Source organism: Rhizobium sp. TH2, from assembly GCF_024707525.1.
Classification (GTDB): Bacteria; Pseudomonadota; Alphaproteobacteria; order Rhizobiales; family Rhizobiaceae; genus Rhizobium_E.
In genome coordinates, this window is record NZ_CP062231.1 from 1,278,690 (window position 1) to 1,296,129 (window position 17,440).

Below are 17,440 nucleotides of genomic sequence, written 5' to 3' on the forward strand. Positions count from 1 at the left end.
GAGTGATTTGCGCCCCTCTGCCGGCCGCCAATCTATTATATTTCCATTGTGCCAACAATATGATTTTCATTTCAGAAACGGTCACTTCGTTACCACGGGTGCAGCCTGTCGCACCGCAAGGACTACCCAGTCGCTTCTACCGATAATATCCGGCTTACCTGATGCGCGATTTGGTGTAGAGGATCGTTGGGCGCCTTTCGCGCCGCCATTTACAGCAGCATAGCCGGCATGGAAAACACGGACAAAATCGCACTCATCATTCCATTGCGGCTGACCGGCGCCACCTATGAGGCCGCGGCGCGGCTCGGGCGCATCTGCGCCAACGTGCCACGCGACCTGTTCGATATCGTCATCTCCGACTACGGCACGCCGCCCGAACATCGCGGCCCGATCGACGCACTTGCCGCCGAAGGCATCAGGATCGTCACGCATCCGTCGCCGCATCGGCTGTTCTCCATCGGCCAGGCGCGCGATTTCGGCGTGCAGATGAGCCAGTCGCCGGTCATCATCTTCAACGATATCGATTTTCTCGGCACGGGGGATATGTATCGCGCGATCCACGCCGAAGCGGCGCGACGCGGGCTGTCCCGCAATCTCTTTGATTTCTTCTGCGTGCCGGTGCTCTTCCTCACCGAGGAAGGCACGAGGGCGTGGCTCGAGGCATCCGGCGATGCGAGGCCCTTCGCCGGTTCGCGCGATGTCGATTCGCTTGAAGCGGCCAAGTCGGAGATCCAGTCGGTCGCCTATGGAAGCTCCGCCATGGTGGTCAATCGCCATCATTATCTGTCGCTCGGCGGCCATGATCCGCGCTTCTCGGGCCATGGCGCGGAGGATTACGACCTGCTGCACCGGCTCGCCACGATCGCGCCGAAAGGGCCGCGCCCGCGCGATTATTTCAACGATTACAAGGACAACGGCGTCAGGCATTACTGGGGGTTCCGGCCGTTCTTTGCGCTTTATGGCCTCGATCTATTGGCTTCCGGCATCCATCTCGTGCATCTCTGGCATCCGCGCCGCCAGGAGAAGGGCTATTTCCGGCCGGGCCGCAATTTCAGGCTCCTGAAGCGCGTCATGAAGCAGTTCGACCGAACCGGGGGTCAACCGCTGCCGCTGGCCGATCTCGCTTCGGGGCAGGGGCGCTGGAGCGTGCTCTACCGCAATGGCGCCGATCTCGACCTGCTGCGCCAACTCCTGCCGCTCTCCGGTGGCTATGAGCTGATCAAGGTGGGCTCTTTCAAGGCCGGCCTGCGCTTCATCCCGGCAATGTCCACGGCCGGAACGCGTCTCGTGGTCGCAACGCCGGGTGTCTCAGGCGATGCCGCGGCCTTTGCTGCCGCTCTGCCTGACGGGCTGCGCCTGCTACGCGCGCTTGCGCCATCGGCGGGCGACGGCGAGATCGGCTTCCTGCTGCTGCCGGATCGGTCGGATGCGGTGGTGGCCACGCCTCGCACTGTTCAGGCGCCGTCGGGTAAACCGGTTTTTACGTGGTGGCCTGAGCTTGCCCTTCCCGGCGGCCTGCCGGCTTTGTCGAGCGGTACGATACCCACACCGGTGCCTGTCGGCGACCCGCTCTATGCGAGTTTCGGAGATATGCAGGCGCGGGCAAACCGGCCGGCGCGTAAGAAGAAGTCGCCGCTGCTGGTGCGGCTGAAGCGGTGGTTCACCGGTTATTGAGGTCCGCCGACTCGCCCGGCTTGCCATCGTGGGGCCGGCGTATTAATCGGAGTGCCGGATTTTCTGCCCATCGGGCTTATGACAGGTCGTTCAATGCCGCGAATTCTCTTGCATATCGGTGCCCACAAGACCGCCACCTCCTACATGCAGAAGAAGCTCGCGCTCAATGTCGATCTCCTTGCCCGGCGCGGCTTTCACTACGATCCGCTCGAAACCTTCCGCAAGGGCTTCACGCTGCTCCTCAACGAAGAGACGACGCGCGAGAACGACTATGTGAAGCTTTTGAACGGCAAGGCCAAGTCGATGTCGCTCCTCATATCCGAGGAGAACATCATGGGTGTGCCCGGCGATCTTCCGCGTGAGCACAAATATTATATAAGGGCACGGCAGCGCCTTGCCCGCACGGCCGAACTGTTCCACACGGCCACGCCGGAAATCTTCCTGTCGCTTCGGGAATATGCGGGTTTCGCGGTCTCCATGTACAGCGAGTATATCAGGCACCAGAAATATCTGCCGTTCGCCGAGTACCGGGCGATCTTCGAGGCGTCCAATTTCAGCTGGCTGTCGGTGATCGACGACATCTATGCGGCGGTGCCCGGCGCCAAGCTCACGCTCTGGGATTTCGCCGACTTCCGCAACTTTGAAAAACAAGTCTTCCAGTCGATGCTCGGCTTCGATCCCGATATCTTCGAAAATCCGGTTGGCCCGGTGCGGGAGTCGTTTTCCGAAGTCGCCATCAGGGCTATCGAAGTGCTCAGCGGCGCGCTCAAGCATGACGAGGTGAAGAAACTGGTCAATCCGATCGCGCGCAACCTGCCGAAGGGCGATCAGTATCCAGCCTTTGATCCCATGGATGCGGAGGCGAAGGCGAGCCTCAAGGCGCGGTACAAAGCCGATCTCGCCGCGATCGCCGCGAAATATCCGGCCGTCACCTTTATCGGCAACCGGCCGTAACTGCTGCTCAGTCGGTAACCACGGAATCTTCGCCGGTATCCGCATCGCCCGCGGCGCGGAAACGCGGCTCGATCTTGCCGTCTCGCGTCAAACTTCCATGCAGGTCGAAGGCGAATTGCCACGCCGTCTTCAGCCGCTCGCGCGTTTCATCCGACAGCGTTATGTCGCCGACCGGCGAGACGTTCATAAGCTTCAGATCGACCGGGCGCTTGCTGCGCTCCTCGATCATCTCGTGCAGGCCCGAGAGATCCTCATAGGGAAAAATGTGGTCGCAACCGATGCCGCCATCGGTCTTGAGTGCCACGCCATACGGGCTACCGAGGCCGGCATAGGTTGCGCGCTCGCCTTTCGGCTTCAGCACCTCCTGTACGAACGCGTCGAAGGTGACGTTGCCGGTGTAGTTTCCACGCCGCTTCTTGTTGTTTGCTTCCTTGAGCTTTTCACGCGTCCGGTAGCGATACCAGCTTCCAAGCCAGTCGATCGGCTCCCGCATGACCGACACGACCTCGTATTCCGAACGTTCGAGACCGGTCTGGGCCTGCAGCCACGGCGCCACGTGGGTCATGAACTTGTGGTAGGGCATGTGCTTCAGCGACGGCGGATTGTTGACCGCGATCGATGCCCGGGGCGACAGCGCGTGATCGAGTGCCGTCGTGCCGGTCTTCGGCTGGCTCAGGATAACGAGCCGGGCGGGATAGAGGAAAATCATTGCGCGGATGCCTTTTCGGCCGCTTCGGCTCGGCGCAGCGGGAGCAGCTCCTCGCGGCGCTTCGCGCACCATCTGTAGATGTTGTAATCGTCGGTGTAATAATTCTCGATGTTTCTGCGCCCAAGCTCGGAAACCGTCTTCTCGAAAGTATCCGGCGTCCTGTGCGCGCCATAGTCGTCGGTCGGTAGTTCCAGATCATCGGGCACGCCGAGCAATTGGCGCAGCAAACCGAAATCGCTATCGAAACTCTCGGTTGCGCCGATGAAATAAATCCTGTCCTTCTCCTGTTCGAGCAGTTCGACGGATCCGAGATAATGCCCATAGTTGCGCCGGAGATGTTTGATGCCGGCCATGGCATCCTCGGCGTGCTGGCGAAGTTCGGCATCCCCGGCACTCAAGCCTTCCGCGAGCTGGTTCGGAGTCTTGAAAAGCTCGAAGGCGATCTCTTCGCGCGCATTCCAGTCATTGCCGTGGCGGGGAAAGCCTTTTCGCAGCCGGCTGTTGAAGGCGGAGATATAGCGCGAGACCGGTTCGCGAACGAAGAAGATAACGTTGCCGGTCATGTTCGCGTCGGCGACATCCTGCATGCTCACTCTATGGCCGTAGAGGGCTACCGGCCCGCCACCGCCACGCTCCTTGTGAGCCTTGAGTACGGTCTTGGCGGCGGTGCCGCCCGTCTTGCCGATATGGAGCAACCCGAATTTGTCCATGCTACCAGCCTGAACATTTTTTTGCCGAACTCTGGCACGATCGCCGGTTCTATCGCGTCGCATCGTAAAATCCCTGGCCGAAAGCCTCGATGAGATAGGCCTGCTGCGGTTTGACCATCTCCTCCACTTCGTTGCGCACCCATTGAGGTATCTCGACATCCTTGGTCTTGTGTACCTGCTCCGTCATGGAATCGTAATTTTCGAAGCGCTCGGCGCCGATGAAGTCCTCGACGTCGCGCAGGAAGCCGGCGGGATCATGCTTGACCCTGCCGAAGGGCAGGATCAGCAACCGGTCGGACCCGAAGAAGGATTGCCAGAGCGGGATCGCCGACTGGTAGGTGCCGCGGGGATTTTGCTTGAGCCTGTCGATGAAAAACTCCCAGTCTTCTCTGGTCTCCGGCGTCTTGCCCACCATGGTGATCGCCATCCTGATCTGTGACAGGCTGCGTGAAAGCGGTTCCCGGATGCTCAGTATGAACTTGGTCATCGGCAGCATGTCACGGATCTTTGGCAGCGCATCCAGGGCGTGGTCGAGATAGGAGGGCGTGATTTCGCCGGATACCCGGCCGACAGCATCGGGATGGGCGAAGATAGACCGGTACCATTCGTCGGACAGGATATTGTCGCCGGCGAGACTCCGGAGAAATGCCGCCTTTGCCCCATTGTCTCCAGCCGACCCTCTTTGCCTGTTGGAATTCTCGAGGCGATCCGCGGCCTTGTCCAGATGCCGTGCGCGTCGCCGTTTCTGGTCCTCCGTCGCGTTCAGCTTATCGAAGAAGTGCACTTCCTTGAGCGGTGGCAGCCAGATGGACGGGTTCTGGGCCAGCATCTGGTACAGCCATGTCGTGCCCGCCTTGTGCGTTCCGATGCCAATGAAACCCGGCAATGTCATATCGTCTTCCTCAATCCAAGCTCGCGATCCATACAAGAGCGCCGCTTATTCCTCACTTGTGTTCTCCAGACAAGGCATTAATCGCGATCCGCATCAGGTCGTCGAAACTGCCCCTGGCCGCCAGCGAGCCTTCGACATAGAGGTCTTTATCATCGGGCGGGTCCTCGAGAAACAGCGCGTCGCGACCGAACCAGTGCCGAGCCGTCGCCCGGTTGGATGCGTCGAAGCGATCGAGCACGCCTTGCCGTTCGGTTGCCGTGTAGAGCGTCCTGGCTTTGCAATCCGCCGATTTTGCGACCTCCTGCAGAAAGCCGATGATCGCCACTCGCTCCGGATTCGGGATGTCGTACATTCCGGCGCGGCGCACATATTCCAGCGTCTCGGTGGGCAGGCTGTCGTTCTGTGCCGATGCGTCGAATTTCAGCGCCTTGGGATCGATCCCGACATGGGTCAGGAAGTCGCCGATCGCATCCTCGACCTGACCCTTCTCGATGATCAGCACCATCACCTTCTCGCGGCCGAGCGCCTTTTCCCAGAGGCCCAGCATGCGCTCGAAATCGAGCCAATGGAATTCATCGAGACAGCCGAGAAACTCCTTCGGCGTCATCACGGAGTGCTTGCGCGAAAACGGCCACTTGATGTGCTGGTTATACCAGCTCATCAGCCAGTGGTCCTGCCGCCTGAGATAGACGATCGCATCGACGTCGTAGATTTCCTTCAGCGGCGTGAGCCAATCGAGATTCTGGTGGATGCAGAAATCCTCGCCCGAGAGGATGATATGCCCGGCATCCGCATAGGGCTCCAACTTCTTGACCAGTTCCTTGCCCGTCATTTTACCGCGATGGAGATCCCAGGCGATATCCTGGTGGTTGGTGCCCTTGAACGGATAGCACTTGCCGAGTTTCGAGAGCCGGTCGCGATTGGCCGCCAGCCCGCGCTGCAATCCGGTCGTTCCCGTGCGGTGAATGCCGATATGCAGCGTCAGCCTGGTGCCGGTCTTCGCGCGCTTGATCTTCCAGAACATCGTACCGTTCCGTTCTAGAGCCAGTTGGCGCGGCACATCAGGCCGAGCCGGATCAGTTGCTCGGTCGATTCATAGCGGACGCTGACGCCTTCCTCGTAGAGATTCTCGCGATTCTCCTTGGCATAGCGCTCATATTCGGTGCCGCCGTAATAGTGTTCCTTACGCTGCATCTCCTCGGCGGCCTTGTCCTTCAGGCTGGCGAAGAACTTGAAGTGGAACAGCGCGCCGGTGGGAGTCGGATTGAAGCGGTCCTGCACCCGCATCAGCCGCATCGGCTTGATATCGTGCATCGAACTGACATAACGGAAATTCCACTGCCACCAGACGACCGGGATCTTGTTGAGGGCCGGCGACTTCAGCGGATCGCGCCTGTTATGCACCCGCATGCGCGGGCCGCCCCGCGTGAATGTCGGCATGGCGTGCGTCGAGATCTGCGGATATCCGTCCCGGTCGAAGAAGGGCGCGACATCCCACGGGTTGTCACCCTGTCGATAGATGGTCTCGGCAAGCGGCTTGTCGCTATATGCGTCCAGCATCACGACATGGAAGGCCTCGCGCTTTTCCATCTTCATGTATTCGCCGAGTTCCTTGAGGCTCCGCGTCTCCATGCAGGGATAGACGAGGAATTCATCCGGATCGACGGTGACGCAGAGATGGCCGGTGCCGTATTTCCGCAGCAGGAAATTGCACCATTCCATGCCGAAGTTCGCCGCTTTGTAGCCCGCCTTGGTGTGCCACACGGAAATATCGGGTTGCTGCCGCGCCCAATCCATGAAGCCGTCATCGGAATTGTTGTCGATGATGAGGAAGTGGTTGACGCCGAGCTTGCGGTAGTAATCGACGAAATAAGGCAGCCGGAACAGCTCGTTGCGCAGGCACATGAAGAGCAGCACGTCGCTCTTCTTCATCGCCTTGGTGTTGTCGACCTTGAGCTTCAGCTGCTTGCCGAAGCGGCGCATCCGCATGTGATGCGACACCTGGTTCAGGAACATGTTGAAGTTGAGATTCAATTGTCCAACCCCCTGAGCGCCTCGGTGAGGTCCTTCGGTGCGTCTTCGCGCACCGCTGTCTGCAGTTCGAGCGCGGACGTAAAGAGTTCGGGCAGTGCCACCGGGAAATTCAGCTTGAGCAGCCGCCAGCGCGCGTGCAGCTGTCCCAGCATCGAGACCGAGGTCTTCCAATGGTCGGGCAGATCGGTGATCAGTTCCTCGATGGTGAGCGCATTGAGAGCGTCTTCCATCCGCGCGAGATTTTCCGTCACCGGCATCACGGCCTCGCCATGGCGGAACTTGAGCGCTGCCTGCCAGTCGTTGGCCGAGGTCTCGGCACTCATATTGGCTGTCTTGAGATAGGTTTCCGTGCGCAGCCGGTAATCGGGCGGCACTTTGGCCTCCACCGCCTTCTGCATGGCGCGGAAACTCTCGATCGGCGTCGATGCACGGCCGGTCTTCTGGCCATCACCGGCGACCAGCGTCCAGTACATCTGCCGCATCACATCGTTGTCGTGCTCGGGCATGACGGGCAGCACCACGGCATTGCGGCTCAACATCAGCGCCATTTCGCCCTGTGGACTGTCGCCCGGCGCCAGCTCGATCACCGCCATGTCATCGACGCGCGACAGGATGCGGCCGAAATAGGTCGGTGGATCGAAGTCGCGGATCAGGTTGTCGTCGCTATGAAGCCCGCGGAATGTCGCGACACCCGGCCCGAAATCGACCTTGCCGGGATGCAGCACCCGGCCGAGCACCGTCACGCCCTTGATGCCGCGAAGCGCGTCGGCGGCACGGCGCGTCAGCTGCGGCGGGCCATAGAGCACGGTAAAACTCTGTGGGCAATTTTCCAGCACATCCGGCCATAGGCCCAGGCTACGATGCTGGAACAGCGCCGGCGTCAGCGGCGAAGCCTTCGGAAGTGCCGCGATCATCTCCTTGTAGGGAAAATGGTAGCGCTTCGAGAAATCGATCTTCAGTGGCTTCTCAGGCACCGGCTGCTTGGCGATATCGATCAGGCTCGCCCGCAGCTTCTTCGCCGCCGAACTCACCTTGCGGGCGAAGAAGAAGGGCAGGTCCCGGATCATCTCCATATGGTCGTCCATCAGGACGATCGGCTTGCCCCAGTCGTTGAAGTGGAAAAAGGTCAGGTTCCGCCGCGCGAGATTGTCATTGTGCGTGAAGCGGAAGGCCATGGTCTGGAAGAACATCTCGTCAGGGATCCACGTCGTCGAGAAGAAGAAATACACCATCGGGTGCTTCTGGATGTAATCCAGAATCTTCTCGCAGAGCTTCCAGCTCAGGCACCACCATTGCGACCCGAAGCGCGGCTCGAGCGAACGCGGAAAGCGCCGCTTCGGCCAGAACATCCGCTGCAGCTGGAAATGTCCGTTGAACAGTTTCGGATATTTCTGGTGATTGAAGAAATGCCAGTATTGATAGCGTTCCTTGCGCAGCCCGCCGATCATCCAGTTCGAATCATAGGCTTCGATGAACTCCGTCTGCGGATGTTCGTCGAGGAATTGTGAGAGCTCCGCAAGTGGCCGGATCGGCATGCAGGCGCCCGATATCAGCATCACCCGGTCGCAATCGATCTTCTCCCGGCGCACGACGCGCAGCGCCCGGACAACCGAATCCACCAGGCTGAAATTGCCCCAGCCGCATTTGATCCGGTCCTTGACCAGGTGGATGCGCGAGGATGCCGCCGTCCGTTCCTTGAGGCGTTCGAACTGCTTGGTCGGCGAATTGAGGTCGTAATGGATCACGGCATTCGCATGCGGATCCCATTCGGTGAGCAGGCTTGCCAGGTCGGCGACGTGGTCGGCATTCTCATGTGCCAGTATGATGAACGTGATTTTCGCCATTAAGCGCCTGTATTCCTGTATTGCCGCCGTCGAGCCCTGATGATGCAGGGTCAGCGGGACGACAAAAGCAGATCTCCGCTACCATTTATCGCTGATTGTCTTGGGCTGAAGCGTTTATCCATGGACGCGCTCAAAAGCAATATGGCGCTCGGTTTTCCACTTTTGCCGGGAGCCTTTCCTATCCGACCACCACCCGCTATAGATCGCCGAACCACACACCACCCGGAACATCCCGCCGCATGAAGATTCTCGTCCATCTGGGCGTTCACAAGACCGCCACGACCTTTATCCAGAGCCAGCTCGCCAACAACAGGGCGGAGCTCTCGGGCAAGGGCTATGGCGTGGCCGGCATCTGGGTCGTGCGCAAGCGCTTCACCAACCTCTTCGACAGGCTGAGCTTTTTCGACCCGGTCTGGCGGTTCCTTACCCGGCCTATTCTCAGGCGCCGTCTGGAACGCATCATCGGCAAGAACAAAACGGGCGAGACCTTTCTCCTCTCGGACGAAAACCTGCTCGGCCTGATCTCCGCCAACTACTGGCGCGGCGCGCTCTATCCCTGGGCCGGCATGCGGGTGAAGATCCTCAAAAGCCTGTTCGGCGCGCGCGAAGCACATTACTTCCTCTGCATCCGCCGCTATCCCGATTACCTCACCTCGTCCTGGCTGCAGATGGCCTCGAAAGGCAAGGCGCCGCCCTTCGAGAAATATCTCGAGAAATTTCCGCCCGAGGGGAGGGGATGGGCCGATATCGTTAGTGATATCACAAATGTCTGCGGCCCCAAAAATCTCACGGTCTGGACCTATGACTGGTTCTCCGAGAATCCGGCGCAAGTCTTCCGGCTCCTTGCTCCCGGCACCGATTTCACAGTGCCGGAGAGGGAACTCAAGCGCGAAATTCTGCCGTCACTGACGATCAAGGGCCTCAATGTCATCAACCAGCTCGAGGACCATCTGTCGCGGGCCGAGCTCAAGCGTCTGAGCGCTGTCATCCGCACCTTCGAGTTCGACGAACCGAATCCCCGGCTCGAAATCAGCGAGCCGGCACTCATCGCGGCCTATGATGAGAAGTACCGCGCCGATATCGAGAAAATCCGCGCCTCGGGCGTGGAATTCCACGGCTGACCTCGCACGGAACGACGCCCCGCACTGGTGGCGCCCGGCCTTTGCGCCTACATTGCATCAGCACGCATAAGGAGAACCGCCATGTACAGGAAGATCATCGTACCGGTTGAAATGGGCCAGCTCGAAAAGGGCGAGAAGATCCTCGCAAAGGCCGCCACGCTGCTCGATGCCGGCGGCGAGATCGTCCTGATGAACGTGGTCGAGAGCGTGCCCCCCTATATCACAATCGAACTGCCGATGGATTTCATCAACCAGTCGGTCACCGAAGCCGAGACCAAGCTCGCCGCGTTGAATGCCGGGCATGGCGGCAGCGCCAGGGTCAAGGTCGTGATCGGCTCGCCCGCCCGCGAAATTCTCCATCTCGGGGAGGAGGAGCACGCCGATCTCATCATCATCGGTTCGCACCGGCCGGGTCTCGCCAATTACCTGCTCGGCTCAACCGCCGACCGCGTGGTCCGCCACGCCACCTGTTCGGTTCTCGTCGACCGCTGATTACAAAGCGCTGTCACATCGGTTACGCGATGGAACGTTTGTTCGTTGTATTGTCTTGATGAGATCATGATCCCATGTTGTCATGGGTTGATATCAAGGACGAACCGATGACGTCATTCGAGACCATGTTCCGGCGTTACGATGTCAGCGAGATCATCGCTGATGGTATCGTGCATGGTGTCGGCGTGGTCGCGGCGCTGATCGCGGTGACGGCGCTCATCTTCTACGCCACGGTCTGGGGCACATCGGGCGCGCTGGTCGCTTCTTGGATCTACGGAATTGGCCTCGTCGCTTCGCTCGGCATTTCCTTCGCCTACAACATCTGGCCGCGCTCGCCGGTGAAATGGTTCCTGCGCCGCCTCGATCATTCGGCGATCTTCATCCTGATCGCCGCAACCTACACGCCGTTCCTGGTCGCAGCATGGCCCGATCCGCTCGTCATCGCCAACCTGATCGGTCTCTGGTGCGTGGCGGCATTCGGCATTGCCCTCAAATGCATATGGCCCGGCCGCTTCGACAAATTGACCATCCTGCTCTACCTCGCCATGGGCTGGAGCGGCGTGGTGATCTTCTCGCACCTCTATGATGTGCTGTCGCTCGCGACGCTGGTGCTGATCCTGGCCGGCGGGATCATCTACACTGTCGGGGTCATTTTCCACGTCTGGGAAAAACTGCGCTTCCAGAACGCCATCTGGCACGGCTTCGTCGTCACCGCCGCCGGCGTGCATTATGCCGCCGTGCTGACCTGCGTGGTTTGGTTTCCGGTGTGAGCCGGCTTGCTCCCTCTTCTCCCCTTGGGGAGAAGGTGGTCCGAAGGACCGGATGAGGGGTTGCGCGAAGCGCCGAATTTGTATCGAGGGAACCCCTCATCGCCTCGCATTCGCTCGGCACTTCTCCCCAGGGGGAGAAGAGGGAGCAAGCGGCATCGTCGTTCCAGATACGATTACCCTCTGTTGGCGGGAGTGATTTTTGCTCGCCCAGGGGTAGCGTAGCCGATTTCCAGCCCGTAATAGTCTCCCGAAGCCAATTCGCCGGGGGCGCCTTCTTTGGAATTCTGGACGACAGCCATGTTGTTCGCGCCGCTTTTGGGCGCCGCGTTCTCGCCGTTGTTGGTGCGGGCGCTGGGTCATAACGCTGCCTGGATTCTTGCGCTCTCCCTGTTCGTCCCGTTTCTCGTTTTCGCCGGCCATATCGATACGGTTGCGGCCGGCGGCATCATCACCGGCGGCTTCACCTGGGCGCCCACATTCGGCGCCGATTTTCTCTGGAAGCTTGACGGCCTGTCGCTCACTTTCGCGCTGCTGATCTCCGGCATCGGTACACTGATCGTGCTCTATTCCGGCGCGTATCTAAAGGGCCATCCGGGGCAGGGGCGGTTCATCGCCTTCATCCTGATGTTCTCGTTTTCCATGCTGGGCGTAGTCATATCCGATAACCTGCTGATGCTGTTCATCTATTGGGAGCTGACCTCGATCACCTCCTTCCTGCTGATCGGCTTCGATCACGAGCGCGAGGCCGCCCGCCGCGGTGCCTATCAGGCACTGCTGGTCACCGGCGGCGGCGGCCTCTGCCTGTTGGCGGGCCTGCTGATGCTCGGCCAGCTGACCGGCGCGAATAGTATCAGCGGCCTGATCGCCGGCGGTGCCGCGATCCGTGATCACTATCTCGCCGAAGCTGCGCTCGTACTCGTCCTGCTCGGCGCCTTCACCAAGTCGGCGCAGTTCCCGTTCCATTTCTGGCTGCCCAACGCCATGGAAGCGCCGACGCCCGTCTCGGCCTTCCTGCACTCCGCGACCATGGTGAAGGCCGGCGTCTATCTCCTGATGCGGCTCTACCCGGTCTTCGGCGAGATGGACCTTTGGCAGACCGCACTGCCCCTGTTCGGCGGCGTGACCCTGCTGGTCGGCGGCTTTCTCGCGCTCCGCCAGACCGATCTCAAACTGATGCTCGCCTATACGACGGTCGCCTCGCTCGGCCTGCTGGTCATGCTCACCGGCATCGGCCACGAAAAGGCGATCGAGGCGGCGGTGCTCTATCTCTTCGCACATGCCCTGTTCAAGGGCGCGCTGTTCATGATCGCTGGTGTCATCGATCATGAAGCCGGCAGCCGCGACATCACCAAGCTCGGCGGTCTTGGCCGCGCCATGCCGATCACCTTTGCCGCGGCGCTCATCGCCGCCTGCTCGATGGGCGGCATTCCCTTCTTCGCCGGTTTCATGGCCAAGGAGGAGATTTACGCGGCGCTGACGACAGGCAACCTCGCGATGATTGCCGCGATCGCCGGCAACGCCATGATGTTCGCCATCGGCTTCGCCATCGCGCTCAAGGTTTTTCTCGGGCCGGCGGTTGAGACACCGAAGCACGCCCATGACGGCCCAGTCCTGCTGATGGCGGGCCCGGTCCTGCTTGCGATCATGGGCCTCGCCGTGGCGCTCGTACCCACGGAGCTTCACCAATTCATTTCCTCGCCCATGGCCTCCGCCGTGCTGGGCGCCTCGGCACATGTGGAGATCACCGCCATCCCGCATATCAGCCTGCCGTTCCTGCTCTCGCTCCTGACGATCGTGCTCGGCGCGGTCATCCTCCTGTTCCTCGATCGCGTCCGCGCCGCAGCCAGCCGCCTGCTCGACATCATCGGCTGGGGTCCGGACCGCGGCTTCGACCAGTTCGTTTCCGGCACTGTGCGCGGCGCCTGGCATCTCACGCGCTTCCTCCAGCCCGGGCGGCTGGAAATCTACCTCACCGTCGTCTTCATCGTCATTGCGCTCAGCCTGCTCTGGCCGCTTTTCGCATTCGGCGAATTGCCCGCATGGCCAAGCTGGCCGGCCCTGCAGATCCACGAAGCGGCCTTCATGCTGATCGCCGTGATCGGCCTCGTCGCGGTGCTCATCGCCCGCAGCCGGATCACGGCCATCGTCGCGCTCGGCATCCAGGGTTTTGCCGTCGCGGTGCTCTACCTGCTGTTCGGCGCGCCGGACCTGTCCTTCACCCAGTTCATGGTTGAGACGCTGTCGGTGGTCATTCTCGCGCTGATCATGACGCGGCTCAGGCTCGATGTCACCGACCGCCGGCCGCTCGGCCATGTCCTGTTTGATGGCGCAATTGCCATCGCCTGCGGGCTGGGCTTCGCGCTCTTCCTGCTGCGCGCCGTCGAAATCCCGTTCAACACCGAACTCACCGAGTTCTTCAGCCAATACTCGAAAATCGTCGCCCACGGCGCCAACGTCGTGAATGTTATCATCGTCGATTTCCGCGGCACGGATACACTCGGCGAAATCGCCGTCGTGACGATCACCGGTCTCGCCATCCTGGCTTTGATTCGGCTGCGGACCGCGCCCGTGACGCGCACGTTCAACGATCCTGATCTTGAGGAAAGGGAGCGCATATGAACTCCCTGATCCTGCGCACGCTTGCGCCCGTCATCACCCTGCTGATGATCGTCTTTTCGGTCTTCGTCACGCTGCGAGGCCACAATTCCCCCGGCGGCGGCTTCATCGGCGGCCTGCTCGCCGCTTCCGGCGTTGCGCTTTACGCGCTGGCCTTCGGCGTCGCAGCCGCACGCCGCATGCTGCGACTCCATCCGCTGACCATCGCGGCAATCGGGCTCATCGTCTCGGCGCTCTCCGGCATGGCCTCGGCGCTGTACGGCGTGCCCTACATGACCGGCCTGTGGTTCGACATCGGCATCGACCTCTCCACCGTCATGAGCTTCGATATTGGCGTCTATCTCGTCGTCGTCGGCGCCTTCTCGTCGATCCTGCTCACGCTCGAGGAGACGGAGGACGAATGATCGAGACCCCGCTCATCCTGCTCGACGGTCTGTTCTTCGCAGCGAGCATCTATCTCATGCTGTCGCGCCACATCATACGCATCCTCATCGGCGTGGCGCTGCTCGGCAATGCCGTCAACCTGCTGCTCTTCGTGGCCGGCCGGGTGACGCGGGAGATTCCGCCGGTCATCACATCGGACGTCCTCCCCGCGACAGCCGCCAATCCGCTGCCGCAGGCCCTGATCCTGACGGCGATCGTCATCTCCTTCTCCTTCTTCGCCTTTCTGATGGTGCTCGGCTACCGCGCCTGGCAGACGCTGAAGACCGACGATACGACGGGCATGCGCTTTGCCGAGCCCGCTGACGAACCTGCGCCGCCGGAGGGGTATTGATGGCTGCGCCTGCCGCTCTCGACCTCACGCGCGTCTTTGTCGCCGACCCGGCCCCCGAAGCCTGGCTGGTCATCCTCCCCGTCGTGCTCTGCATCACCATGGGCGCCGCACTCGCCGCCATCCGCAAGCGCATCCATCTCCACGCGCCGCTGGCGATTGCCACGCTGGCGCTTCTCGCGATCATCGATGCCGCATTGCTCTATCGCGTTTCGACGGATGGCCCCATGACCATGGTGATGGGCCGCTGGCTGCCGCCCTTCGGCATCGCATTCACTGTTGACGTGCTCGGTGCGCTTCTCGCACTCACTGCCGCTTTGGTCGCCTTGGCGGGTGCCATTTTTGCGCTCTCCGATATCGACACCAACCGCAGGCGCTACGGCTTCTATCCGTTCCTGCTGTTCCTGATGGCCGGTGTCTCCGGCGCCTTCCTCACCGGCGATATCTTCAATCTCTACGTCTGGTTCGAAGTCCTGCTGATCTCGAGCTTCGGCCTCATCGTGCTCGGCGGCGAGCGCGAGCAGATCGATGGCGCGATGAAATATGGTCTGCTCAACCTCGTCGCGACGACCCTGTTCCTGATCGCGGTCGGCTATCTCTATGCGATCTTTGGCACGCTCAACATGGCCGACATCGCCTCGAAAGTTGGCCATCAGTCGTCCACACTGCCGCTGATGACGCTGGCGGTGCTCTTTTTCGCCGCCTTCGGCATGAAGGCCGCGGCGTTTCCGGTGAACTTCTGGCTGCCGGCCTCCTACCACACGCCCCGCATCACCGTGTCCGCCCTGTTTGCCGGCCTGCTCACCAAGGTCGGCGTCTATGCCATGTTCCGCGTACTGGTCATGCTGATGCCCGGTGCGCTCGAAACACTGGCGCCGCTGGTCGGTATCGTCGCGATCCTCACCATGCTCGCTGGTTCGGTCGGCGCCATCGCCCAGAGCGACCTGCGCCGCACGCTCGGCTATTGGGTGATCGCGGGCATCGGCGTCATGCTGTCGGGCCTCGCCATCGGCGGCATCCAGGCGCTGGCTGCATCGGTCTTCTACATGATGCATTCCATGGTGGTGATGACCGCGCTCTATTTCCTCGTCGGCCTGATGGCCATGCGATCCGGCAGCTTCGATCTCAAAAGCGCGGGCGGGCTGTGGAAATCATCGCCGCTGCTCTCGGCGATCGGCCTCTGCCTCATCCTGTCGGTGGCCGGCCTGCCGCCATTCTCCGGCTTCTGGCCGAAGGCCATGCTGGTCGGCGCAGCGCTGGAGAAATCGCATTGGTGGCTTGCCGCCGCGATCCTCACATCGGGCTTCCTGATCACGTTCGCCGGAGGCCGCATCTTCCTGCTCGCCTTCTGGCGGGCCGCATCCGTGGAGATCAAGCCCGCACGCCTGCCGGTCATGTCGGTCGTCGCGCTCGCGGTGCTGACGACAGCCAGTGTCGCCGCCGGCCTCTGGCCCGAACCGCTGGCAGTGCTCGCCAAATCCGCCGCCCACGGCCTTTATGCCCCCGAGACCTATATCCGCAGTGTCTTCACGGAGCCCCGGCCATGATGCGCGCGTTCCGGATATTGAAACTTTTCCTTGTTTTCCTCAGGGAGTTCGCGCTCTCGGTCTTCCGTGTCGCTTGGCTGGTGCTCTCGCCGCGCATGCGGTTCACGCCCTGCGCCTTCCGCTTTGACCTGACGCTGACCGGCGATTTCCAGATCACGCTGCTCGCCAATCTCATCACGCTCACCCCGGGCACATTGACGGTCGACGTGACCGACGATCGCACCGCGCTCATCGTCCACGCCATCGATTGCCCTGATCCCGACGCCGCGCGCCGGGAGATCGCCGATGGCTTCGAACGGCTGATCCGGGAGGCCTTCGCATGATCCTCACCACCGCAGTCCACATCGCACTTGCGATCCTCATGCTGGCACTGATCCTGACGGCGATCCGGGTGATTATCGGCCCGACGCTTGCCGATCGCGTGCTGGCGCTCGACCAGCTCGTCGCCATCGCCATCGGCTTTATCGCGGTGATCGCGGTCAAGACCAGCTTCGAGCTTTATATCGATATCGCGCTGGCGCTCGGCCTTGTCGGCTTCCTGACGACTGCTGCTTTCGCGCGCTACATCCACGTCAAGGCCGGCAGGGAGGATGGGACATGATGGCTTCGTTGTTCGATATCGTCATCGCTATACTGCTGCTCGGGGGGGCGTTTCTGGCGCTCGTCGCCGCGCTAGGCCTCTTCCGCCTGCCCGATCTGTTCACCCGCATGCATGCATCCTCCAAGGCCGGCACTGCCGGCTCCGGACTTTTGTTGCTCGGCGTTGCCATGCAGTCCGGAGAAATCGAGGTGTGGATAAAGTGCCTCCTGACAATAGGCTTCTTCGTCCTGACCGCCCCGGTCGCGGCCCATCTGCTCGCCAAGGCGGCGGTACGGGCAGGCGCGAAATTGCCAAGCAACGACGGCGAGAACACGAACTGACGAACGTCAAGTTTCTTTTATTTGCTTATACTTACGTGTGATCGGCGGGTACGGTGAGTAACCTGGATTACATAGACCCACCAAGTGTATATCCGCTTTGCGGATAGAGTTGGCAATCGGCCTCGGACAAGAGAATATGCCCAAATTATGGTCAATTTGCTCGATATTCATTGTGTTCACTGGTCTGATGCCTGCTTAAGCAAAATTAACTCTTTGTTGATCGACGAAAATAACTGTTTACAATCCGTGAAAAAGTGCTACTCCCGAACAAGTAGAGCCTGAATGTTGATTCAGAATTGAGCTGTATACCCATTGATCCGGACGCTGGTTCCGGGAAATATGAAGTTTCCCGTCAAATCTGTTGGTGAATGTGGATTTGGTTCA

Annotated in this window: 18 protein-coding genes; 12 read left to right on the forward strand and 6 right to left on the reverse strand. The window is 60.9% G+C overall.

The features are described from left to right. Positions 1–228 precede the first annotated feature (228 nt). Complete coding sequence (locus IHQ71_RS06510; RefSeq protein WP_258161137.1) at positions 229–1,674, forward strand: hypothetical protein; 1,446 nt, start codon at positions 229–231, stop codon at positions 1,672–1,674. A 93-nt stretch (positions 1,675–1,767) separates the two neighbouring features. Next, positions 1,768–2,628 carry a hypothetical protein gene (locus IHQ71_RS06515; RefSeq protein ID WP_258161138.1) on the forward strand — a complete coding sequence of 287 codons (861 nt, stop codon included), beginning with the start codon at positions 1,768–1,770 and terminating at the stop codon, positions 2,626–2,628. Positions 2,629–2,635: 7 nt separating this feature from the next. Here the strand turns inward: IHQ71_RS06515 and IHQ71_RS06520 are convergent, their stop codons facing one another. Genes IHQ71_RS06520 through IHQ71_RS06545 form a run of 6 tightly spaced genes read right to left on the reverse strand, consistent with a single transcriptional unit; the run spans position 2,636 to position 8,817 of the window. Next, positions 2,636–3,337: a hypothetical protein gene (locus IHQ71_RS06520; RefSeq protein ID WP_258161139.1), complete on the reverse strand. Its 702-nt coding sequence runs from the start codon at positions 3,335–3,337 to the stop codon at positions 2,636–2,638. After that, a complete protein-coding gene (locus IHQ71_RS06525; RefSeq protein WP_258161140.1) occupies positions 3,334–4,047 on the reverse strand; it encodes a sulfotransferase family protein in 714 nt (237 codons plus the stop codon). Before IHQ71_RS06525 ends, IHQ71_RS06520 begins: the two co-directional genes overlap by 4 nt. Positions 4,048–4,096: 49 nt before the next feature. Continuing rightward, positions 4,097–4,939 (reverse strand): sulfotransferase, encoded by an 843-nt coding sequence (locus tag IHQ71_RS06530; RefSeq protein WP_258161141.1) that lies wholly within the window; start codon positions 4,937–4,939, stop codon positions 4,097–4,099. Positions 4,940–4,991: 52 nt separating this feature from the next. Then, on the reverse strand, positions 4,992–5,963 hold the full coding sequence (locus tag IHQ71_RS06535) for a hypothetical protein (protein WP_258161142.1): 972 nt from the start codon (positions 5,961–5,963) through the stop codon (positions 4,992–4,994). A gap of 14 nt (positions 5,964–5,977) precedes the next feature. Continuing rightward, complete coding sequence (locus IHQ71_RS06540; RefSeq protein ID WP_258161143.1) at positions 5,978–6,973, reverse strand: glycosyltransferase family 2 protein; 996 nt, start codon at positions 6,971–6,973, stop codon at positions 5,978–5,980. Beyond that, a complete protein-coding gene (locus tag IHQ71_RS06545) occupies positions 6,970–8,817 on the reverse strand; it encodes a beta-1,6-N-acetylglucosaminyltransferase (RefSeq protein WP_258161144.1) in 1,848 nt (615 codons plus the stop codon). Before IHQ71_RS06545 ends, IHQ71_RS06540 begins: the two co-directional genes overlap by 4 nt. 239 nt (positions 8,818–9,056) lie before the next feature. On the opposite strand from IHQ71_RS06545, the gene IHQ71_RS06550 reads away from it, so the two are divergent. The 10 genes from IHQ71_RS06550 (at position 9,057) to mnhG (ending at position 17,056) form a co-directional block, all read left to right on the forward strand. Then, positions 9,057–9,938: a hypothetical protein gene (locus IHQ71_RS06550; protein ID WP_258161145.1), complete on the forward strand. Its 882-nt coding sequence runs from the start codon at positions 9,057–9,059 to the stop codon at positions 9,936–9,938. An 81-nt stretch (positions 9,939–10,019) separates the two neighbouring features. Continuing rightward, positions 10,020–10,430 carry a universal stress protein gene (locus IHQ71_RS06555; protein WP_258161146.1) on the forward strand — a complete coding sequence of 137 codons (411 nt, stop codon included), beginning with the start codon at positions 10,020–10,022 and terminating at the stop codon, positions 10,428–10,430. A gap of 107 nt (positions 10,431–10,537) precedes the next feature. Continuing rightward, positions 10,538–11,200: a hemolysin III family protein gene (locus tag IHQ71_RS06560; protein WP_258161147.1), complete on the forward strand. Its 663-nt coding sequence runs from the start codon at positions 10,538–10,540 to the stop codon at positions 11,198–11,200. Positions 11,201–11,497: 297 nt separating this feature from the next. Beyond that, positions 11,498–13,819, forward strand: a complete 2,322-nt coding sequence (locus IHQ71_RS06565) for a putative monovalent cation/H+ antiporter subunit A (protein WP_258161148.1) — start codon at positions 11,498–11,500, stop codon at positions 13,817–13,819. After that, positions 13,816–14,220, forward strand: coding sequence for an MnhB domain-containing protein (locus tag IHQ71_RS06570; RefSeq protein WP_258161149.1), 405 nt, complete (start codon positions 13,816–13,818; stop codon positions 14,218–14,220). The genes IHQ71_RS06565 and IHQ71_RS06570 overlap by 4 nt, the downstream gene beginning before the upstream one ends. After that, positions 14,217–14,591, forward strand: coding sequence for a Na+/H+ antiporter subunit C (locus IHQ71_RS06575; RefSeq protein ID WP_258161150.1), 375 nt, complete (start codon positions 14,217–14,219; stop codon positions 14,589–14,591). Before IHQ71_RS06570 ends, IHQ71_RS06575 begins: the two co-directional genes overlap by 4 nt. Further along, entirely contained in the window at positions 14,591–16,135 is a 1,545-nt protein-coding gene (locus IHQ71_RS06580) for a Na+/H+ antiporter subunit D (protein WP_258161151.1), read from the forward strand. The genes IHQ71_RS06575 and IHQ71_RS06580 overlap by 1 nt, the downstream gene beginning before the upstream one ends. Further along, positions 16,132–16,458 carry a Na+/H+ antiporter subunit E gene (locus tag IHQ71_RS06585; protein ID WP_308737921.1) on the forward strand — a complete coding sequence of 109 codons (327 nt, stop codon included), beginning with the start codon at positions 16,132–16,134 and terminating at the stop codon, positions 16,456–16,458. Before IHQ71_RS06580 ends, IHQ71_RS06585 begins: the two co-directional genes overlap by 4 nt. After that, positions 16,455–16,736, forward strand: coding sequence for a cation:proton antiporter (locus IHQ71_RS06590; RefSeq protein WP_258161152.1), 282 nt, complete (start codon positions 16,455–16,457; stop codon positions 16,734–16,736). The genes IHQ71_RS06585 and IHQ71_RS06590 overlap by 4 nt, the downstream gene beginning before the upstream one ends. Beyond that, the gene (mnhG, locus tag IHQ71_RS06595) at positions 16,733–17,056 is read left to right on the forward strand and encodes a monovalent cation/H(+) antiporter subunit G (protein WP_258161153.1); all 324 of its coding nucleotides are present in this window, start codon (positions 16,733–16,735) and stop codon (positions 17,054–17,056) included. The genes IHQ71_RS06590 and mnhG overlap by 4 nt, the downstream gene beginning before the upstream one ends. Positions 17,057–17,440 lie beyond the last annotated feature (384 nt).